Raw genomic sequence first — 17,393 nt, 5'->3', positions numbered from 1 at the left:
CCTCTCTCGGGGCTCGCGACGGACGATTCGGTGACAGGATACCTGACTCGTCCCGTCCTGACAGGGACTGCAGCCACGATGTGGGGACGAGTCAGGGTTGATAACCTGGGCGGGGGCGGGAGCCCGCCCTGGCGTGAGAGACATGAGCTAACTCGAAGCGGGGGCGAGTCCACTTGCGAGCGATCCGGGCACGAACGCACGCAATCAGCGCGTCGTGGTCTATTGGAGCGTGTACCCGACGGGGCGTTTGATCCCCGCACCTGCAACGATGCACGTCCCACCCATTGTTATGCAGCCGTTTGGGCGGCGATAGCGTCGGCCCACCGCTGACAGGCAGCCGCTAACCCGACGACAGGGCGTGGCTGAGGACCGGTTGGTTCCCCCTTCGAACCGCTAGCTGTCGGGTGGTAGCCTGTGACGTACTTCGTCGGACCGTTCGCGACGAATCACACAACGACGGATACTGACAGTATCCGATCGACAGCGGCCGCCCGAACTCGATATCGTCGTTCACGGAAAGTGTCAGGTCGAGGCCTTGCCTGTGACACCCCCACAGTGATGGGCGTGTCTCTCCTCTAGTAGTTCATGCACGAGGATAGTTCCGAGCGGTCAGTACAGATCGGTATCGTCGGACTGGGATACATCGGGACGACCGTCGGCGGACAGTTTCACCGGCATCCGGATGCGACCGTCCGGGCGATATGTGATCTCGAGACGGATCGACTCGCGGAAGCGGGTGCCGAGTTCGGCGTAACGCGTGAGCGCCAGTACACCGACTACGCGGCGATGCTCGAGGACGAACCGCTCGACGCCGTCCTCGTCGGAACGCCCCACACGCTTCACTACGAGCAGGTCGTCGACGCGCTCGAACACGACTGTCACGTCTACTGTGATAAGCCGCTCGCGACCGATCTCGAGCACGCACGAGACCTGACTGACCGGGCGGAACGGAGCCAACAGACGCTGATGGTTGGCTATCAGCGCCACCTGCAAACGGCGTTTCGAACCGCTAGGAAGCGCTTTACCGACGGGTCGCCGAACTGGCTGACCGCGTCGATCACGCAGGATTGGATCGACGACTCGAGGGGAACGTGGCGACTCGATCCCAACCTCTCCGGGGGCGGATTTCTGTTCGATACCGGGAGTCACGTCCTCGACGGCGTGCTCTGGACGACCGGGCTCGAGCCGGAGTCCGTCGCCGCCAGCATGGACTTTCACGACGACCAGGAGCGGGTCGACCGACGAGCGCACCTCGACGTCCGGTTTACGAACGGGGCGACCGGGACGTTCTCGTTTCACGGCGACGCCCCGGCGGTCCGCGAACACATCCACTGCTGGGACGACGACGGAGCCGTCTACCTCGAGGGGACACAGTGGGGACCGCGGGAGGTCTTCGAGATCGATTCCGACGCCGGCGAGTACAGCCCGTACGTCGACTTTCGCGTCGAACAGTCCCGGGCCGAGGCCTTCCTCGAAAGCGTTCAAACGGGGACCGAACCGCCGGCGACCGCTCGAGACGCCCTCCGGGTGACGGCGCTGACGGCGGCAGCGTACGAGTCCGCTCGAACCGGGGACCGGGTTCGAGTCGCGCCCGAAAGCTGACTGTACAATCGCGCTGGCAGGCGGACGTTTCGACGCGAGACGTGATCGATCGTCCACCCCGAACGGCGCTCGATTTGAACGACGAATCGGGGCGATTCCCCCGCGAGAAGTGAGCGAATAACGCGGCGAACCGACGAACCGCCGGCCGTTTTTCGGCGGCTAATCCGGTACTGACGGCTCGGAAACATTCGAACGCTATCGTGCGGTTATGTACCGTTTACTCCGCCCGTCTTTGCCGTACCCTGGTACAACGCGCTCTCGCGAGAACCCGATTCGTCACGGAGAACCGGCTGAACGGTAAGAAATCCATAGTCTACTCGCGCTTTCGGTTACAAGCCGGATAACTACAACCGATCGTCGCCACCGGTCGAGTATGATCACCTGCTGTAACTGCGAGACTGCCCAATTCTTGCAGATCACCCAGAGCCGCGTCTACTTCGAGGATGGAGAGATGATCAACGAGATCTCCGAGACCTACGAGTGTACGCTCTGCGGAGGAGACGGCCAGTACATCTACGACGAGGATCGGGACAAGGAGACCGTCACCGGCGACGTCGAACTCACGACGGAACGACCGAAGTTCGCTTGACAGCACGCCGGTATCGACAGAGTTGAGGAAAAGGCCGATTCGCCCGCTCGAGCGCCTCGTTCCGTGTGCTGGTTTCTCAACCGCCCGTTCACGCCGACTTCTCGTCGCCCTGGTCTCGATCCCGATCGGGGTCGACCGTGATCTCGTCGAGACCGTCGAACTCGCGATTCCGGTCGCGTTCTCGCTGCCGACGGAGACGTTTCTCCCGTTGACCGGGTTGGTTGTGCTGGCGACGGGTGATCGCCGTCCGCCGGCGTTCGATATCCCACTCCTCGAAGAGGCCGTACTCGTTCATCGTCTCCATGCCGGCGATGGCCGCCGTGAGTTTGACCCCCACGAGCGGTATCTCCGCGACCGAGACGATGACGTCCGCGCGCAAGATCGCCCCATCCCGGAGCAGTACGTCGAGTACGTCGACGAACGTCTCTTCGTTTTTTTGTGGTCTCATGACTGTGTCTGTGCGCCCGCTGACTCCTCGTCACCGCCCAGTTCCGGTGCGAACGTGTACGGCGGCCAGGGGCCCGTGAATCTGACCTCCAGTCCGTCGTGTGCCGCCACGTCGTCGAGCACGGATCCGATCGCCCCTTCGTCGTCCTCGTGAGCGAGCAGCGTGAGTCGGGAGAGCGTTTCGCCGTCGCTCGCCGCGTCCGCCTCGTTGGCCATCTCGTCCGAGAGCGACGCACTGGGTGAGCGCTCGAGGGAGTGAACCTCCCGTGCGTGCTCGTCGAGACGGTCCTGAAGGTCGGCCGTGATTGACTCGCGACGCGCCGCCCGCAGTTCCGTGAGCCGTTGCTCGAATTTCTTCTCGAGCAGGAAGGCCGTCCCCTCCTCGGAGTCGCCGATCCGATCGTCGAGTTCGCTCAGTCGCTCGTCGCGTTCGATCAGCGCGTCGTCGCTGATCGGGTCGGTTTCGACGACCTCGACGCGGTACTCCCAGTGGTCCGCGAGCCCCGATAGCGCTCGCTCGAGCATGCCGGACTCCGATCGAAGCCACTCGCGAACGCCGTCGTCGTCGCTCTGGAGGATCGTATCGAACTGGAACGGGATCGGCGTGCCGAAGGCCTCGCCGGCCTCGTCGACGACCACCTGGTGGCGGACGAGCCAGCGTCTGATCTCCGTGAGATCCGCCGAGTCGTAGATCCCGTCGCATTCGTGGACGACCGCGCCGATGCCGTCCTCGACGACGACCGAGACGGGTTCGCCGTCGACCCCGGTCGTCTCGAGCGTGTCGCCGGCGTCGGCCCGAACGATACAGTAGAGGTATCGCCCCTCGTCGATTTCGGGGACGTCCGCCTGATCGACGGCGTCTTCGATGTCGTCGAGGTCCTCGATATCGTCGAGTTGATCGGAACTCATTCCTCGTCACCTCCGAAGACGGAGTACCCGGGCGCGTGGGTGACGTTCGGGTCGCCGTGGAGTTGTTCGATCGCGTCGTTGACCAGTCCGTCCAGGTCGCCGCGAAGGTCGTCGACGCCGTCCTCGATCCCCTCGTCGTCTTTGAGCTGTTCGATCTCGTCCTCGATCGTCGCGAGTTGCTGGCCGAGCCGTTCGATCTCCTCGTCGGCCAGGTTCCCCGACTCCATGCGCCGAACCGCCTCGCGCTCGAGGGCGTCGATCAGGATCTCGACGACGGTGATGACGAGGGTGATCAGCCCCTGTCGCGCGTCCTCACCGTCGCCGACGTCGATCTGGCTCATTCGTCCTCGACCTCCGCGTCCGTGGTTTCACCGGCGTTGTTTTCGTCGTCCTCGGCGTCGGTCCCGTCGCCCGCGTCCGCACTGTCGTCCGCGGACTCCGTCTCGTCGCTGAGCAGGTCGAATCCGCCGCTCGTCGGTCGATCCGGATTCGGCCGTGCGCCGATGTGTTCGGTTCCTCGCTCGGACTGGTCGTCGTTCTCGCTCGAGTCACCGCTCTCGCCGTCCTCGTCCGAAAACTCCTCGCGCGTCTCGTCCGCGTACCGTTCGTCGGGCGTGACGTTGACGCCCCGCGTCGGATCGATCGGCGGCTTCGGCCGGTCTATCTCCGCGAGTTCTGGCTCGTCGACCGCCGCGGCGACGCGTCGCATGTCGGTCCCCTCGGGGAACTCGAGGCCGTACTTCGCCGCGGTTTCGAAGGAGGCGATCGCAGCCCGGACCTGGACGCCGAGCAGTTGCGTGTCGCCGATCGAGACGGCGATGTCGGCGTTGATGACGATACCCTTGTCGAGCAGCATCTCGACGACCTCCGCGAGGTCGGCCTTCTGCCGGCTCGGCTGGAAGTCATCGACCACGGCGATCACCTCCCTTGCCGGCCCGTCCCGGCTCCGCGATCGAATCGGTCGTCTGGCTCACTCGGCGTCGCTCGGCCGTGTGCTGTAGTGGATCACTCATTGTTGGACCTCCGTTTTTTCTCCCGTTCGATCTCGAATCGACGCCCGTAGATGCGCTTTCGGCTGGGCGCCGTCGAGAGTTTGACTTCCTGGGGCACCGTTGAGTGACGGCCCCCCCCACCGAGGTCGCGGCGATCGGTCTGGATCGTCGACGCCGCGGTCGGGTTCCGCGAGCTCGTGCTGGTATCCTGCCGGCGCATCTTCTCGCGGTTGAACTCGTAGAGCCGTTCGAACTTCTCGTGGGTCTCGAGCAGCGCCTCCCGGAAGGCGTCGATTCCTTCCATCGCCTGCTGCTGGATGGCAACCTGATACGCCTCTGGATCCTCCGCGACGTCGATATCGCCGAGCGCCTCCTTCGCGTCGGCCGCATCCATCTCGATCAGGTCATCGTCGTCGTCGCCGATCAAGTCGCCGTCGCCGTCGTCGTCCGCGACATCCGAGATCGCATCTTCGACCATCCCCGCGTCCTCCCCATCGTCGAGGTCGTCGACCGCGTCCTCGAGTTCGCGCGTTTCCTGCCACAGATCGGTGAGATCCGTCGCGTCCCAGGCGGAGAGCAGATCGATCGCCCGAAAGAGTTGCGTGAAGTCGACGAGATCCGTCGCACCCGCGTCTTCGTCCGCGAGTACGTCCGGAATCTCGCCGGTTTCGATCGCCTCGAGGAGTTCGTCGCCGTCGACGGCGTCGGGAAGATCGCTAAAATCGATCTCCTCGAGCAACTCGTCGGTCTCCGTGAGGACGTTCGCGAGCGTCTCGACGTCACCGAGCACCGACTCGACGATACTGTCGTCGAGGTCGTCGAGTTGCTCGACGCCGCCGAGGGAGTCCTCGAGTCGATCGAGACTCTCCGTCGCGTCCTCGAGCAGCGTTTCGAAGGAATCGGCGCTGTCGTCGCTCATCGGTCGTCCTCCGCGTCGGGGTCCGCGTTCGCCGCTTCGTCACCTTCAGGGTCGTCTTCGTTCGGAGTGACCCGGACGGAGAGTATCCCGTTCTTGATCGTCGCTTCGGCCGTTCGATCGCGCCACGGAACGTCGACTCGATCGATTTCGCGACCGGAGACGGCGATGACGAGCATCGTCTCGTCGAACCCGACGGTGACGTCGTCCGGATCGGTGCCGGTGACGTCGGCAGTGACGAGCATCTCGTCGTCGGCTTCTCGCGTCGTCAGGTGATGATCATCCGACGGCGCGGTCGACGAGGGCCGGTACCGTCGCGTTCGGGGGCGATCGTGATCGATGCGGTCGCGGTCGTCGCCGGTATCCGACCGTCGGTCGAACTGCGTCTGGTCGTCCAGGGACTCCCCCGTTCGAACCGAGATATCGTAATCGAGAACCGTCCGATCGGTTCGCTTTCGTCCCGACACCGAGTCGTCTTCGAGCCACTGCAGGGCCGATAAGAGGCTCGAGAGCCAGTGGTTCTCGTCGGCCGGTTCGTCCCGTCGGTCGTTCGGTTCGGAATCGTCTGGTATCATTAGCTTTTCACCTCCACGCGGCCGCTCGCGAGTCGTTCGTGAACGTCGCGGGCGATCTCGAGCTCGGCCTCGAGTTCGTCCTTGCGTCGCCGGTACTCCTCGTCGGAGCGTTCGCCGAGTTCGTACAGCAACTGGTTCTCCTTGAGTTCGTCCTCGAGCGCCTCGATATCGTACATCTCACTGATCGCCATCGTGTGCAGCGTGTCTACGATGCCGACGAACGGCCGGATCAGGAGGTCGTCGAGGATGAACATGGTTAGCGTTGGGCTCCGATTTTGACGTCGACGAAGCTGTACGGGGCGAACGGTCCCGTGTACCGGAAGATGAGGTCGTCGTGCGTTTCCTCGAGTTCGGCGACCGCGTCGTCGAACGCCTCGCGTTCGTCGCGTTCGACGAGGTACGAACGATTGAGCACGAGTCGATCGCTGAACAGGTCGTTGGGCACCGACTGGGCGGCGATCGGCTCGAGCGTGTCCGCGACGGCCTCTTCGATCGCGTCCGCGTCGACGTCGGCGTCCTCCTCGCGAACGACCTTGAGACCGAGCTCGATCCGGCCCTCGATATCGTTTATCGCGCGCCGGAACGCCGGTCTGGCGCCGCGGAGGACGTTCTTCAGGGCTCGATCGCTCTCGAAGGCCATTCCGAACTGCATCGGCACGATGGTGCGACCGCCGTCGCGGTCCATGATCTCCCGAAGGACGTCGTCGTGGCGCTGAGCGTCCTCGTCGGTTTCCTCGGGATCGGTGGTATCGATGTCAGAGACGACGGCGCTGAGACGACGGTGCGAGATCGTGTAGACCTGCGTTTCTCCGCCGACGGCGTCGGTTTCGAACTCGATCGGCTCGTCGGTCATGACGCCGTAGACGTACCGGTTCGTCATCGTCCGACCACCTCGAGTCCGGCATCCCGCGTCGGCGGGACGTTCGACTCCCGTAGTACGGCGACGGCTTCAGTCGGCGATGGCGCTGTTTGTGCCCGCGAACGCGGGCGCGATTCGTCACTGGCCACGAGACGTATCGATCGAACGGATATCATTGGAACTGACTGTCGATTACCGTCGGCGGTATCCGAGCCGATTTCCGACCCGGAGGACCGTCCGCGGATACTCGAGGAACTCGTCACTGAAGATTTCACAGCGCGACGGGTTATGATGATGCTTGCAGGCGCAGTCCGCGACGTCCCACCGGGTTACGGGAGCGGCTTGCAATCGCAGCGCAAGCCGTGTTACGAAGTGGGAATAAATCCACCAGTGTATCATGGCAGCACCATCAGGACGAAGACCCGATTCCTCGAGTCTCGCAGAGGTACTGGATCGTATCCTCGACAAAGGCGTCGTCATCGACGTCTGGGCCCGGGTTTCGGTCGTCGGAATCGAACTGCTGACGATCGAGGCCCGCGTCGTCGTCGCCTCGGTCGACACCTTCCTCCACTACGCGGAGGAGATCGCAAAAATTGAGCAAGCGACGGCCGAGGGCGACCTCGAAGAACTCGAAGAGCTCGAGGTCGAACCGCGTCCGGAATCGTCACCGCAATCCGCCGAATAACACTTCATGGCCGACGATTCTTCCCGCAAGCGCAAGGTCAGAGGAAGAAAGATCACGACCGACCGTTCGGAGAAAGAGGGGCGACGAGCGAAGAAAGAACTGGCCCGAAAAACGTCGAAAACGGGCGAGAAGAACGGCGATAGTCCACTCTCCGCCCCGGAAGCGGTCGCTCCGGAGCCGTTCGTCGAGACGGATGCCGTTGCGTCGCTCCGAGACCGGATCAACGGCTGGCTCGAAGCGGATCAGCCGGTCCACCTGATCGGCCCGACGGGCTGTGGGAAGACTGCGCTTGCGCTGTCGGCAGCCGCCGAGCGCGGCCGTCCGGTCGTCTGGCTCAACGGAGACGAGTCCGTCGACACGGCCGCGCTCGTCGGTGCCCACGCCGGCGGGGAGCGATACAAGGAAAACGACCAGTTCGTCGGCGGCGTCAGCAAACAGACGGAGATCGTCCGCGAGCGCTGGGTCGACAACCCGCTCTCGGTCGCCGTCAGAGAGGGCGCGACGCTCGTCTACAACGAGTTCTCGCGCAGCGATCCCTCCGCCCACAACGTCTTGCTCTCGGTCTTCGAGGAAGGCGTCCTCGAGCGACCGGGCAAGCGCGGCGAGGATCGATCGATCGACGTCCACCCCGAGTTTCGGGCGATACTGACCTCGAACGACGTCGAGTACGCCGGCGTCCACCGACAACAGGATGCGCTACTCGATCGGTTCGTCGGCGTTCACATCGACTACTACGACGGCGAGACCGAACGCGAGATCGTTCGGTCCCACGTCGATATGTCGGCGGAAGACATCGAGGTGATCGTCGAGACGACGCGAGCGCTTCGCGACGAACTCGACGTGGTCGTCGGGACGCGAGCGGCGATCACGGCCGCAAAGGGGCTCGCCGTCTTCGACGGGACGCAAAACGGCGATCACGAGAGCGGACAGTTCGACGACGAACTGCTGGCAGACGTCTTCACGGACGTTCTCTCGCCGAAGATCGCCGGCGAAGGTCCCGAAGACGTCTCCCAGCTACGGACGCAGATCGCCGACTCGCTCTGACGCGGTCGAGACAGAGTCCAGCCACGCGATACCAGCACAGCAATCCAGCGACGAAACGATAACAGGTTCCAATTCAAGCCAATGGCTGAAGCCGATACACAGCAATCAGCGGAGCAGTGCAAGGCGCTTACCGAGGACGGCGAGCGCTGTTCACGGCCAGCCCGAGACGACGGCTTTTGCTACCAACACGATGAGAGTGATTCAACCGTGAGTGACAGTCAAACAGCCGAAAACGAACAAGAACAAGACGAACAGGCGACCGACGAAACCCGGAGCCGAGACCTCTCGGCCGACATGACCGCCGAAGAGAAGTCGGACCCCGACGACGTCGATGCGGACGTCGAAACCGATCACGACGAGATCGAAGGCGTCCTCGCCGTTCGACAACGGGTCCGGTCGACGGCGGGCGAACTCATCGGCAGGGAGTTCGACGCCGTCAGCGAAATCGCTCCGACTGAGGACGGCTGGCGTGCGGTTGTCGAAGTCGTCGAACGGCGAGCCGTTCCCGACACCCAGGACATCATCGGCCGCTACGAGATCGAACTGGACGACGGCGCGACCGTCCACGGCTACCGCCGACTCGACCGCTACCGCCGCGGCGACACGGCGGCGTTCGAGTAGCGAACGCACCCGTGTCGCGACCGGCCCGATCGCGGCCGCTCGAGTCGCGACGCGAGCGGCCGTCTCACTCACGGGGCCGCCGGGATTAGGCCACTCACGTCCGCTGGCCCCGCTGACGCTTCTGTCGACGATCGGCTCCCGTCCCGAACCACAACCTCGAAGGGGCGTCCGACCGTCGATTCACCCACTCACCGTGTCCGAAACGCCCGTTCGCGGCGTCGACGTCGGTTCAGATACTCGGTGCGCTCACTACCACACCGACCTCGACGTCGTCGCCTTCAAATTCGCCTGCTGCGAGCAGTACTATCCCTGTTATCGGTGTCACGAGGCGGTGACGGACCACGACGCGAGTCCGTGGCCTCGAGACCGCTTCGACGAGCCGTCGGTCCTGTGTGGCGCCTGTGAAACCGAACTCACCGTCCCAGAATACCTCGAGGCCGAGTATCGCTGCCCCTCATGTGACGCTGCGTTTAATCCCGGCTGTCGTGCGCACGCCGAACGGTACTACGAAACCGACGAATCGCTGCAGTAACGTCCGTACGTGCTTCGACGGAAACGGAGACCGTTCCCGGATCCGTTTCGATTCGACGCCGAAAACGTACCGTCCTCAGTCGTCCGCCGGCGCTGATGCCGACGGCTCGAGCGGTTCGGCGCGGTCGATCCAGCAAGCTATTTCCGCATTCGACGGCGGGTTCTGCATATGGATCCGGCGCTTGGCCCTCCCGAAAAGATGGCCGAGAGACACGACGAGCTGACGCCGATGATGCGTCAGTACCACGACCTCTGTGCCCGCTACGACGACGCGATCGTCCTCTTTCAGGTGGGCGACTTCTACGAAACCTTCTGCGGGGCCGCCGAACGCACCGCGCGGCTGCTCGAGATCGCGCTGACCAGTCGCGAGGACAGCACCGGCGAGTACCCGATGGCCGGGATTCCGATCGACAACGCCGAGTCGTACATCCAGACGTTGCTCGAGTCGGGCTACCGAGTCGCCGTCGCGGATCAGGTCGAAGAACCCGGCGAGTCGTCCGGCGTCGTCGAGCGCGCGGTCACGCGCGTGATCACGCCCGGGACGCTCACCGAGGACGAGTTGCTGGCGAGCGACGACAACAACTTCGTCGCCGCGGTGGCCCGCGGGAACGGCTCCACGACGGGACCCGACGACGACTCGGGACTCGCGCTCGCCCTGCTCGACGTCTCGACCGGCGACTTCCTCGCGACGAGTTCGACCTCGAGCGAGGCTATCGCCGACGAGGTGAGCCGGTTCGACCCCGCGGAGGCGGTCGTCGGCCCGAACGCGTCCGCAGCGCTCTTTCCCGAGCGCTGTATGGTGACGCCGTTCGAGGCGGCGGCGTTCGATCGCGATCACGCCGGCGAAACGGTCTCGCGATACTTCCGCAATCCCGACGCGCTGCTCGCCAGCGACGCCGAGATTCGGGCCTGTGGCGCGCTGCTCTCCTACGCCGAGTACGTCCGGGGCGGCGAGCACGAAGGCGAGCGCGACGCGACGCTCGACGGCGACCGCGACGAAATCGATACGGGCGGCGACCGCGACGAAGCCGGAGCCGACAGCGACGGTGCCCGCCTCGAGTACATCACGCACCTCACCCGCTACGATCCCCGCGAGTACCTCCTGCTCGACGCCGTCGCCCTGCGGAGCCTCGAGTTGTTCGAACCGCGGGCCGTCACCGGGAGCGAAGACGCGACGCTCGTCGGCGTGCTCGACGAGACGGCCTGTGCACTGGGCAGTCGGAAACTCCGCGACTGGATCCGGCGGCCGCTGCTCGAGCCGGTCAGAATCGAGTCCCGGCTCGACGCCGTCGAGGAACTGACGGCTGGCGTGCAGCGTCGGGAGGAACTCCACGATCTGTTGCGAGACGTGTACGACTTAGAGCGGCTGATCGGTCGCATCTCTCGCGAGCGGGCGAACGCGCGAGACCTGCGCTCGCTTCGCGAAACGTTGGCCGTCGTTCCGGACGTTCGCGATCAACTCTCCGGGGCCGAGTGCGAGCGGCTTCGGGAACTGCACGCCGCCCTCGATCCGCTCGTCGACGTCCGGGAACTGATCGAGGACGCGATCGTGACCGATCCGCCGATCGAGATCACCGAGGGCGGGATCATCGCCGAAGGCTACGACGACGATCTGGACACCCTCCGGACGACCGCCCGCGACGGCAAACGGTGGATCGACGATCTCGAGGATCGCGAGCGCGAGCGCACCGGCGTCGGCTCGCTAAAAGTCGGCTACAACTCGGTCCACGGCTACTACATCGAGGTGACGAACCCGAACCTCGAGGCGGTGCCGGACGACTACGAGCGCCGACAGACCCTCAAAAACTCCGAACGGTTCGTCACGCCGGAGCTCAAAGAGCGCGAGGACGAGATCGTCGGTGCAGAGGAACGGGCCGACGAGCGCGAGTACGAACTCTTCTGTGACGTCCGACGAGACATCGCCGAGGAGGTCGAGCGGGTGCAGGGACTCGCCGAGGCGCTCGCGACGCTCGACGCCCTCGTCTCGCTCGCGACCGTCGCCGCGCAGTACGATTACTGTCGGCCCGAGATGCTCGAACGCGATGGGCGTAACGGCGGTGCCGGTCCCGACGGCGACGCTTCCCTCGAGATCGACATCAAGGGCGGTCGCCACCCCGTCGTCGAGCGAACGCAGGAGTCGTTCGTCCCCAACGACGCCCGGTTGACGGACGACCGACGACTGGCGGTCATCACGGGGCCGAACATGTCCGGGAAGTCGACGTACATGCGGCAGGTGGCCCAGATCGTCCTGCTCGCGCAGGTCGGCAGTTTTGTCCCCGCTCGCTCGGCCAGGCTGACGCCCGTCGATCGGATCTTCACCCGTGTCGGCGCGAGCGACGACATCGCGGGCGGGCGATCGACGTTCATGGTCGAGATGGACGAACTCGCGACCATCCTTCGGGAAGCCGACGGACGCTCGCTGGTCCTGCTGGACGAGGTCGGCCGCGGAACCTCGACGGCCGACGGCCTCGCGATCGCGCGAGCGATCATCGAACACATCCACGATCGGGTCGGCGCGACGACGCTCTTTGCGACCCACCACCACCCCCTGACCGAACTCGCGGACGACCTCGAGACGGCGTTCACGCTCCACTTCGAGGTCGGACAGGAGGACGAGGAGGTCGTCTTCCACCACGAGATCGTCCCCGGCGCGGCGACGGGATCGTACGGCGTCGAAGTCGCGACCGCCGCGGGGGTTCCCGAACCGGTCGTCGAACGCTCGAGGGAACTAGTCGACGGAGCCGCCGGGGACGATCCGTCTCGGGGCGATACCGCCGGCGAGCGAGACGCGAACGTAACCGACGATTCGGCGGTCACCGGTCCAGCGACCGCTGACGGCGGGGATACCCCGACCGACGTCGCCGCCGAACTTCGCGCGCTCGACCTCGCACACCTCACGCCCGTCGAGGCCCTGACGGAGCTGGATCGGCTGAAACGGCTGCTCGAGGAGTGAACGCCAAGAGGACCGACGAATTGCACCACTGAGACACGCGCCCTCAGCGAACTTCTCGAGAGAACCGCACCCGATACGGCAGCTCGTTCCTCGCGCCGGCCAATCTTCGGGAACGCGAGGACGGAACCGAACAGCGCGGCGTTCTTCAGGACGTGGATCTGTTGCTGTTGGTTCGCTTCGGGTCGTCGGTGTTCCGGCAGTGAGCGAAGTTCCAGTGGCCGACTCGGTCACTCACCGATCGGCTCGAGCGGGACGAACTCTAAGCCGTGGTCGACGAGCAGCCGGTCGGCGCGGTCGGTCACCGAGGGGGCGACCAGAATCCCGCGCACCGACGCGTCGGCGTGGAGGTCGCGCCCCAGGGCGTCGACGTACCGCCGTAGCTGGCTTACCGCGTCGGGGCCGACGCGGCGACGCTTGAGTTCGACGACGACCGTCCGCCCCGCCGCGTCCTCGCCGTAGATGTCGATGGCACCCGCGGCCGTGTCGCGTTCCGTCGCGAGCGGGGTAAACCCCGCCTCGAGCAGGTCGGGGTCCTCGAGGATCCGTCGGCGAAGGTCCTCCTCGGATCCCGAGAGCGCGAGGTCGTTCTCGTCGGAGCCGGAGAACGTAGAGACTTGCAGAATCCGCTGAAAACGGACGCGGAGTCGCTCGTCCGGCGTCGACCGAACGCTCTCGAGTACCAGCGCGCGCTCGCCGTCGTCGTCCGCCGCGTCGCAGAAGACGTCGTGTTCACAGCCCGGCGGCTGCCAGTTGACCGGCTGCTGGCCCTCGTCGGTGTGGACCAGCGTCGCACCGTCGGGTTTGAGCATGACGTGGCGGTCGCCGGCCTCGAGGGTGCTCGAGGCGCGCCCCTCGTAGTCGACCGCACAGCGGCCGAAAATCGTGACGAGCGCCTCGCGCTCGATTCCGTCGGCGATGGCCTCGCGGGCGTCCTCGAGGGATGGCTGCTCGAGGGTAATGGCCTGCGAGGAGTTCGTGGATGGTGTGCCGGACGTCACTGCGACGAGATAGCCATCGGGCGAATAAAAGCGGTCCGGACCGAGGTTCGCGGCGACCTGCGATCGGTTGCGACCGATCGTACGTTGCGAGAACCGAGCGTGTATCACGAGGATTTATTCGCGCCCGTCCGTGAATCACGGGTACGATGACCCCCGATCCAACTCGTCGTCGCGTTCTCACGCTTACCGGTGTCGGCGCCACGGCGTCGCTCGCCGGCTGTGGCCAATTCGACGTTTCGGACGGCAACTCAAACAGCGACTCGAGCGACGAACTCGACGTGGGTTCCGAGCCGGACATCGACCCCGAAGCCGGGATCACGGCGTTCGTCCAGCCGTCTCGGGAAGAGCTCGACGCTATCGAGCAGGAAATCATGACCGAAGTCGAGAACGAGGAGCTCGATCGGCAGGAAGCCCAGGCGGAGTTGCGAGAGCGACAGGGGGACCTGTTCATGTCGTATTCGGTGGAGTTCGAATCGAAAATAGCGGACGAGGACGACATCTCGATCGAAGCCGGAATCGGCGAACGGGGCGCATTCCTGCTCGAGGGAGACGACGGGAGACTACTCGACACGCTTCGAGACGGCGACGCAGACGGGCTTCTTCCCGGCGAAGAGTACGCGGCGGCGCTTCAGGCACAGGAGCAGCCTGCCCCCGAGGCTGAACCCGAACCGGACGACGAACCGCCGGAGGAAGGAAACGACACCGAATCCGACGACGGCGATTCCGCGTCCGCGAACGATACCGATTCCGAGTCTGCGAACGACACCGACTCGAGCGCCTGATCGGGCTCCGCCGCTCACTCGACGCTGAACGGACTCTCGCGCTCGGTCCAGTTCCATCCGGGGAGCCGTTCCTGAAAACCGGCCGCGAGCGCCGCCTCGCAGTCGTCGACGCCCGCGTTCTCGTCTTCGCTCCCGTGTACCTGCAGATCCGCGTAGTGGAAGGTCGCCTCGCCGAGCGTCCGCAGGGGCTGGGTGCCGGCGATCGTCGCGGCCAGTTCTCGACCGAGGAGTTCGTCGACGACGAAGCCCGGATAGTCGCCCTCGACGTCGAGCGTCCGGAGGATCGCGACCATCGCGGCGACGTTGACGGCCACATCGCCGTCGGCGAAGACGGCATCGACTTCCTCGAGATACTGCGATTCGGTAACGTGATCGACGTCGGTGTCGAAAATGTCGCCGAGATCGTCGCGAACACCGTTGATTATCGGGACGACGGTCTCAGATCGCTCTGCGACCCAGTTTCGCTCCGTGACGACGCGGTTTGGTGTTAGCTGCATACCCCCCACTTCGTGCTCCACGGTCCTGCTTTTTGCGAAGGCTTATATACGACGCAAAGAATAGCGTCGAATAAGCGGGTTCTCCCTGGAATCTTCCCGCACGAACCAGGATAACCGACCTGGGGGCGTGTTCGTCACAATACGGCACGATGCAATGGTCTGGGATACTGGACAACATCTGACTGGCGTTGTCTCACGAAGACATCGCCCTTTACCACCGAGATTCGACCGCTGCCGTTTGGATCTCGAACTCGGTATCCGACCGCAGACTGTCGGCTGGACGTCTTCGCCCCTCGGCGGCGAGTTCACGCAAGCCACAATTGGCGATTATGAGTACTGTAGAGCAGCAACTCGACGACTTGAAAGCAGAGATCACGAGCGAGCTACCGAGCGATATCTCGGTCTCCTCGGTGAAATACGAAGGCCCCGAACTGGTGGTCTACACGCGCGATCCGAAGAAGTTCGCCCAGAAGGGCGATCTCATTCGGAAACTCGCGAGTAAACTTCGCAAGCGGATCACCGTCCGACCGGACCCGAGCGTCCTCTCGCGGCCCGAAGAGGCCCGCGAAGAGATTATGGGCGTCATCCCCGAAGAAGCGGGGGTGACCGACCTCGACTTCCACGCCGACACCGGCGAGGTCGTCATCGAGGCCGAAAAGCCCGGCATGGTTATCGGCCGCCACGGCTCGACCCTCCGTGATATTACCAAAAACGTTGGCTGGACGCCCGAAGTCGTCCGCACGCCCCCGATCGAGTCCTCGACGGTCTCGAACGTCCGGAGCTTCCTGAAGCAAGAACGCGACGAACGGCGAGATATCTTGGAGAAGGTCGGCCGGCAGATCCACCGCGAGGAGATGTCCGACGACGAGTACGTCCGGATCACCACGCTGGGCTGTTGCCGAGAGGTCGGCCGCGCCTCGTTTATCCTCTCGACGCCGGAAACGCGGATCCTCGTCGACTGCGGTGACAAGCCCGGTGCAGAGGGCGAGGTACCCTACCTCCACGCACCGGAAGCGCTCGGTGCCGGTCCCCAGACGATCGACGCGGTCGTGCTCACCCACGCCCACCTGGACCACTCCGCGCTCATCCCGCTCCTGTTCAAGTACGGCTACGACGGCCCCATATACTGCACCGAGCCGACGCGTGACCTGATGGGCCTGCTCACGCTCGACTACCTCGACGTCGCCGCCAAGGAAGGGCGCGCGCCACCGTACGAGTCAGAACAGGTTCGCGAGGCGATCAAACACTGCATCCCGCTCGAGTACGGCGACGTGACGGACATCGCGCCGGACGTCAAGCTCACCTTCCACAACGCGGGCCACATCCTCGGCTCGGCCGTCTCGCACTTCCACATCGGGGACGGCCTCTACAACGTCGCGTTCTCCGGCGACATTCACTACGACGATACCCGCCTGTTCAACGGTGCCGTCAACGACTTCCCGCGCGTCGAGACCCTCGTCCTCGAGTCGACCTACGGCGGTCGCAACGATTACCAGACCGACCAGAAAGACTCCGAGAAGAACTTGACGAAGGTCATTCAGGAGACCTACGATCGGGGCGGCAAGGTCGTTATTCCCGCCTTCGCCGTCGGTCGGTCACAGGAGATCATGCTCGTCCTCGAGGAGGCGATGCGCAACGGTAAAATTCCCGAGATGCCGGTCCACCTCGACGGCATGATCTGGGAGGCGACTGCGATCCACACGACCTACCCAGAGTACCTCCGCGACAACCTCCGGGACCGGATCTTCCACGAGGACGAGAACCCGTTCCTCGCCGAGGAGTTCAACCACATCGACGCCGGCGAGGAAGAGCGACAGGAGGTCGCCGACGGCGACCCCTGTATCATCCTCTCGACGTCCGGGATGGTCACCGGCGGGCCGATCATGTCCTGGCTCGGCCACATCGGCCCCGACCCGGACTCGACGCTCGTCTTCGTCGGCTACCAGGCCCAGGGAACCCTCGGTCGACGCATCCAGAACGGCTGGGACGAAATCCCGACCAGCGAGGTCGGTGCGATGGGCTCTAACAGCAACGGTCGCGGCACCCTCTCGCTGAACATGAACGTCGAAACCGTCGACGGTTTCTCCGGCCACGCCGACCGCGCCGGCCTCGAGAACTTCGTCAAAACGATGAACCCGCGCCCCGAGAAAGTGCTCTGCGTTCACGGCGACGAACGCTCCACGCAGGATCTCTCGAGCGCGCTGTACCACGACTTCGACATGCGGACCTTCGCGCCGAAGAACCTCGAGACGTTCCGGTTCCTCTAAAGAAAGCCCTCGGTGAGCCCTGGCAGGCCTCGCTCCGCGGCTTCGCCGCTTCGCTTCGAGGTCGCTTCGCGACCTCGCACCGATCGGCCTTTTCAGGTCTACCGGAGCGCCTGCAGCGCTCCGGTC

Annotated in this window: 19 protein-coding genes; 9 read left to right on the top strand and 10 right to left on the bottom strand. The window is 64.6% G+C overall.

The features are described from left to right. Nucleotides 1-585 precede the first annotated feature (585 nt). Nucleotides 586-1,602 (top strand): Gfo/Idh/MocA family protein, encoded by a 1,017-nt coding sequence (locus DWB23_RS18895; protein WP_121744359.1) that lies wholly within the window; start codon nt 586-588, stop codon nt 1,600-1,602. A gap of 373 nt (nt 1,603-1,975) precedes the next feature. Further along, nucleotides 1,976-2,191: a hypothetical protein gene (locus DWB23_RS18890; protein ID WP_121744358.1), complete on the top strand. Its 216-nt coding sequence runs from the start codon at nt 1,976-1,978 to the stop codon at nt 2,189-2,191. 88 nt (nt 2,192-2,279) lie between these two features. Here DWB23_RS18890 and gvpM read toward each other — a convergent pair whose 3' ends face one another. From gvpM to DWB23_RS18850, 8 genes are all read right to left on the bottom strand, one after another. Beyond that, nucleotides 2,280-2,639 carry a gas vesicle protein GvpM gene (gvpM, locus tag DWB23_RS18885; RefSeq protein WP_121744357.1) on the bottom strand — a complete coding sequence of 120 codons (360 nt, stop codon included), beginning with the start codon at nt 2,637-2,639 and terminating at the stop codon, nt 2,280-2,282. Continuing rightward, a complete protein-coding gene (gene gvpL, locus DWB23_RS18880) occupies nt 2,636-3,547 on the bottom strand; it encodes a gas vesicle protein GvpL (protein ID WP_121744356.1) in 912 nt (303 codons plus the stop codon). Before gvpL ends, gvpM begins: the two co-directional genes overlap by 4 nt. Next, nucleotides 3,544-3,888 (bottom strand): gas vesicle protein K, encoded by a 345-nt coding sequence (locus DWB23_RS18875; RefSeq protein ID WP_121744355.1) that lies wholly within the window; start codon nt 3,886-3,888, stop codon nt 3,544-3,546. Before DWB23_RS18875 ends, gvpL begins: the two co-directional genes overlap by 4 nt. Continuing rightward, on the bottom strand, nt 3,885-4,469 hold the full coding sequence (gvpJ, locus tag DWB23_RS18870; RefSeq protein WP_394341760.1) for a gas vesicle protein GvpJ: 585 nt from the start codon (nt 4,467-4,469) through the stop codon (nt 3,885-3,887). Before gvpJ ends, DWB23_RS18875 begins: the two co-directional genes overlap by 4 nt. Before the next feature lie 83 nt (nt 4,470-4,552). Further along, entirely contained in the window at nt 4,553-5,458 is a 906-nt protein-coding gene (locus DWB23_RS18865) for a hypothetical protein (protein ID WP_121744354.1), read from the bottom strand. Then, complete coding sequence (locus DWB23_RS18860) at nt 5,455-6,030, bottom strand: Hsp20/alpha crystallin family protein (RefSeq protein ID WP_121744353.1); 576 nt, start codon at nt 6,028-6,030, stop codon at nt 5,455-5,457. Before DWB23_RS18860 ends, DWB23_RS18865 begins: the two co-directional genes overlap by 4 nt. Further along, nucleotides 6,030-6,284, bottom strand: coding sequence for a gas vesicle protein GvpF (gene gvpF, locus DWB23_RS18855; RefSeq protein ID WP_121744352.1), 255 nt, complete (start codon nt 6,282-6,284; stop codon nt 6,030-6,032). Before gvpF ends, DWB23_RS18860 begins: the two co-directional genes overlap by 1 nt. Before the next feature lie 2 nt (nt 6,285-6,286). After that, nucleotides 6,287-6,910 (bottom strand): GvpL/GvpF family gas vesicle protein, encoded by a 624-nt coding sequence (locus DWB23_RS18850; protein WP_121744351.1) that lies wholly within the window; start codon nt 6,908-6,910, stop codon nt 6,287-6,289. 376 nt (nt 6,911-7,286) lie between these two features. On the opposite strand from DWB23_RS18850, the gene gvpA reads away from it, so the two are divergent. From gvpA to mutS, 5 genes are all read left to right on the top strand, one after another. Next, nucleotides 7,287-7,574 (top strand): gas vesicle protein GvpA, encoded by a 288-nt coding sequence (gene gvpA / locus DWB23_RS18845; RefSeq protein WP_121744350.1) that lies wholly within the window; start codon nt 7,287-7,289, stop codon nt 7,572-7,574. A gap of 6 nt (nt 7,575-7,580) precedes the next feature. Further along, entirely contained in the window at nt 7,581-8,618 is a 1,038-nt protein-coding gene (gvpN, locus tag DWB23_RS18840) for a gas vesicle protein GvpN (RefSeq protein ID WP_121744349.1), read from the top strand. Between the two features lie 81 nt (nt 8,619-8,699). Beyond that, nucleotides 8,700-9,239, top strand: coding sequence for a gas vesicle protein GvpO, halophile-type (gene gvpO, locus DWB23_RS18835; RefSeq protein ID WP_121744348.1), 540 nt, complete (start codon nt 8,700-8,702; stop codon nt 9,237-9,239). Nucleotides 9,240-9,432: 193 nt separating this feature from the next. Next, complete coding sequence (locus tag DWB23_RS18830; RefSeq protein ID WP_121744347.1) at nt 9,433-9,771, top strand: CHY zinc finger protein; 339 nt, start codon at nt 9,433-9,435, stop codon at nt 9,769-9,771. 168 nt (nt 9,772-9,939) lie between these two features. Then, entirely contained in the window at nt 9,940-12,723 is a 2,784-nt protein-coding gene (mutS, locus tag DWB23_RS18825) for a DNA mismatch repair protein MutS (protein WP_121744346.1), read from the top strand. A gap of 227 nt (nt 12,724-12,950) precedes the next feature. On the opposite strand, the gene nucS is transcribed toward mutS, so the two are convergent. Then, nucleotides 12,951-13,721 (bottom strand): endonuclease NucS, encoded by a 771-nt coding sequence (nucS, locus tag DWB23_RS18815; protein ID WP_238717501.1) that lies wholly within the window; start codon nt 13,719-13,721, stop codon nt 12,951-12,953. A 146-nt stretch (nt 13,722-13,867) separates the two neighbouring features. Here nucS and DWB23_RS18810 point away from each other — a divergent pair, with 146 nt between their 5' ends. Beyond that, entirely contained in the window at nt 13,868-14,503 is a 636-nt protein-coding gene (locus DWB23_RS18810; RefSeq protein WP_121744345.1) for a hypothetical protein, read from the top strand. Nucleotides 14,504-14,517: 14 nt separating this feature from the next. Here the strand turns inward: DWB23_RS18810 and DWB23_RS18805 are convergent, their stop codons facing one another. Beyond that, nucleotides 14,518-15,000: a hypothetical protein gene (locus tag DWB23_RS18805; protein WP_121744344.1), complete on the bottom strand. Its 483-nt coding sequence runs from the start codon at nt 14,998-15,000 to the stop codon at nt 14,518-14,520. A 329-nt stretch (nt 15,001-15,329) separates the two neighbouring features. On the opposite strand from DWB23_RS18805, the gene DWB23_RS18800 reads away from it, so the two are divergent. Then, nucleotides 15,330-17,267 (top strand): beta-CASP ribonuclease aCPSF1, encoded by a 1,938-nt coding sequence (locus DWB23_RS18800; RefSeq protein ID WP_121744343.1) that lies wholly within the window; start codon nt 15,330-15,332, stop codon nt 17,265-17,267. Nucleotides 17,268-17,393: the final 126 nt, after the last annotated feature.

Source organism: Natronorubrum halophilum (assembly GCF_003670115.1).
GTDB classification, from domain to species: Archaea; Halobacteriota; Halobacteria; order Halobacteriales; family Natrialbaceae; genus Natronorubrum; species Natronorubrum halophilum.
Note: the sequence above shows the minus strand (reverse complement) of the source record. Positions and strands in the feature narration are given on the sequence as shown.

Excerpts from the sequence above, each read along its gene's own strand:
- DWB23_RS18850 (WP_121744351.1), bottom strand. The coding sequence starts at position 6,910 with ATGACGAACCGGTACGTCTACGGCGTCATGACCGACGAGCCGATCGAG.
- gvpN (WP_121744349.1), top strand. The coding sequence starts at position 7,581 with ATGGCCGACGATTCTTCCCGCAAGCGCAAGGTCAGAGGAAGAAAGATC.
- mutS (WP_121744346.1), top strand. The coding sequence starts at position 9,940 with ATGGATCCGGCGCTTGGCCCTCCCGAAAAGATGGCCGAGAGACACGAC.
- DWB23_RS18890 (WP_121744358.1), top strand. The coding sequence starts at position 1,976 with ATGATCACCTGCTGTAACTGCGAGACTGCCCAATTCTTGCAGATCACC.
- DWB23_RS18860 (WP_121744353.1), bottom strand. The coding sequence starts at position 6,030 with ATGATACCAGACGATTCCGAACCGAACGACCGACGGGACGAACCGGCC.
- gvpO (WP_121744348.1), top strand. The coding sequence starts at position 8,700 with ATGGCTGAAGCCGATACACAGCAATCAGCGGAGCAGTGCAAGGCGCTT.
- gvpA (WP_121744350.1), top strand. The coding sequence starts at position 7,287 with ATGGCAGCACCATCAGGACGAAGACCCGATTCCTCGAGTCTCGCAGAG.
- DWB23_RS18875 (WP_121744355.1), bottom strand. The coding sequence starts at position 3,888 with ATGAGCCAGATCGACGTCGGCGACGGTGAGGACGCGCGACAGGGGCTG.
- DWB23_RS18810 (WP_121744345.1), top strand. The coding sequence starts at position 13,868 with ATGACCCCCGATCCAACTCGTCGTCGCGTTCTCACGCTTACCGGTGTC.
- gvpL (WP_121744356.1), bottom strand. The coding sequence starts at position 3,547 with ATGAGTTCCGATCAACTCGACGATATCGAGGACCTCGACGACATCGAA.
- gvpM (WP_121744357.1), bottom strand. The coding sequence starts at position 2,639 with ATGAGACCACAAAAAAACGAAGAGACGTTCGTCGACGTACTCGACGTA.
- DWB23_RS18800 (WP_121744343.1), top strand. The coding sequence starts at position 15,330 with ATGAGTACTGTAGAGCAGCAACTCGACGACTTGAAAGCAGAGATCACG.
- gvpF (WP_121744352.1), bottom strand. The coding sequence starts at position 6,284 with ATGTTCATCCTCGACGACCTCCTGATCCGGCCGTTCGTCGGCATCGTA.
- DWB23_RS18805 (WP_121744344.1), bottom strand. The coding sequence starts at position 15,000 with ATGCAGCTAACACCAAACCGCGTCGTCACGGAGCGAAACTGGGTCGCA.
- DWB23_RS18895 (WP_121744359.1), top strand. The coding sequence starts at position 586 with ATGCACGAGGATAGTTCCGAGCGGTCAGTACAGATCGGTATCGTCGGA.
- DWB23_RS18865 (WP_121744354.1), bottom strand. The coding sequence starts at position 5,458 with ATGAGCGACGACAGCGCCGATTCCTTCGAAACGCTGCTCGAGGACGCG.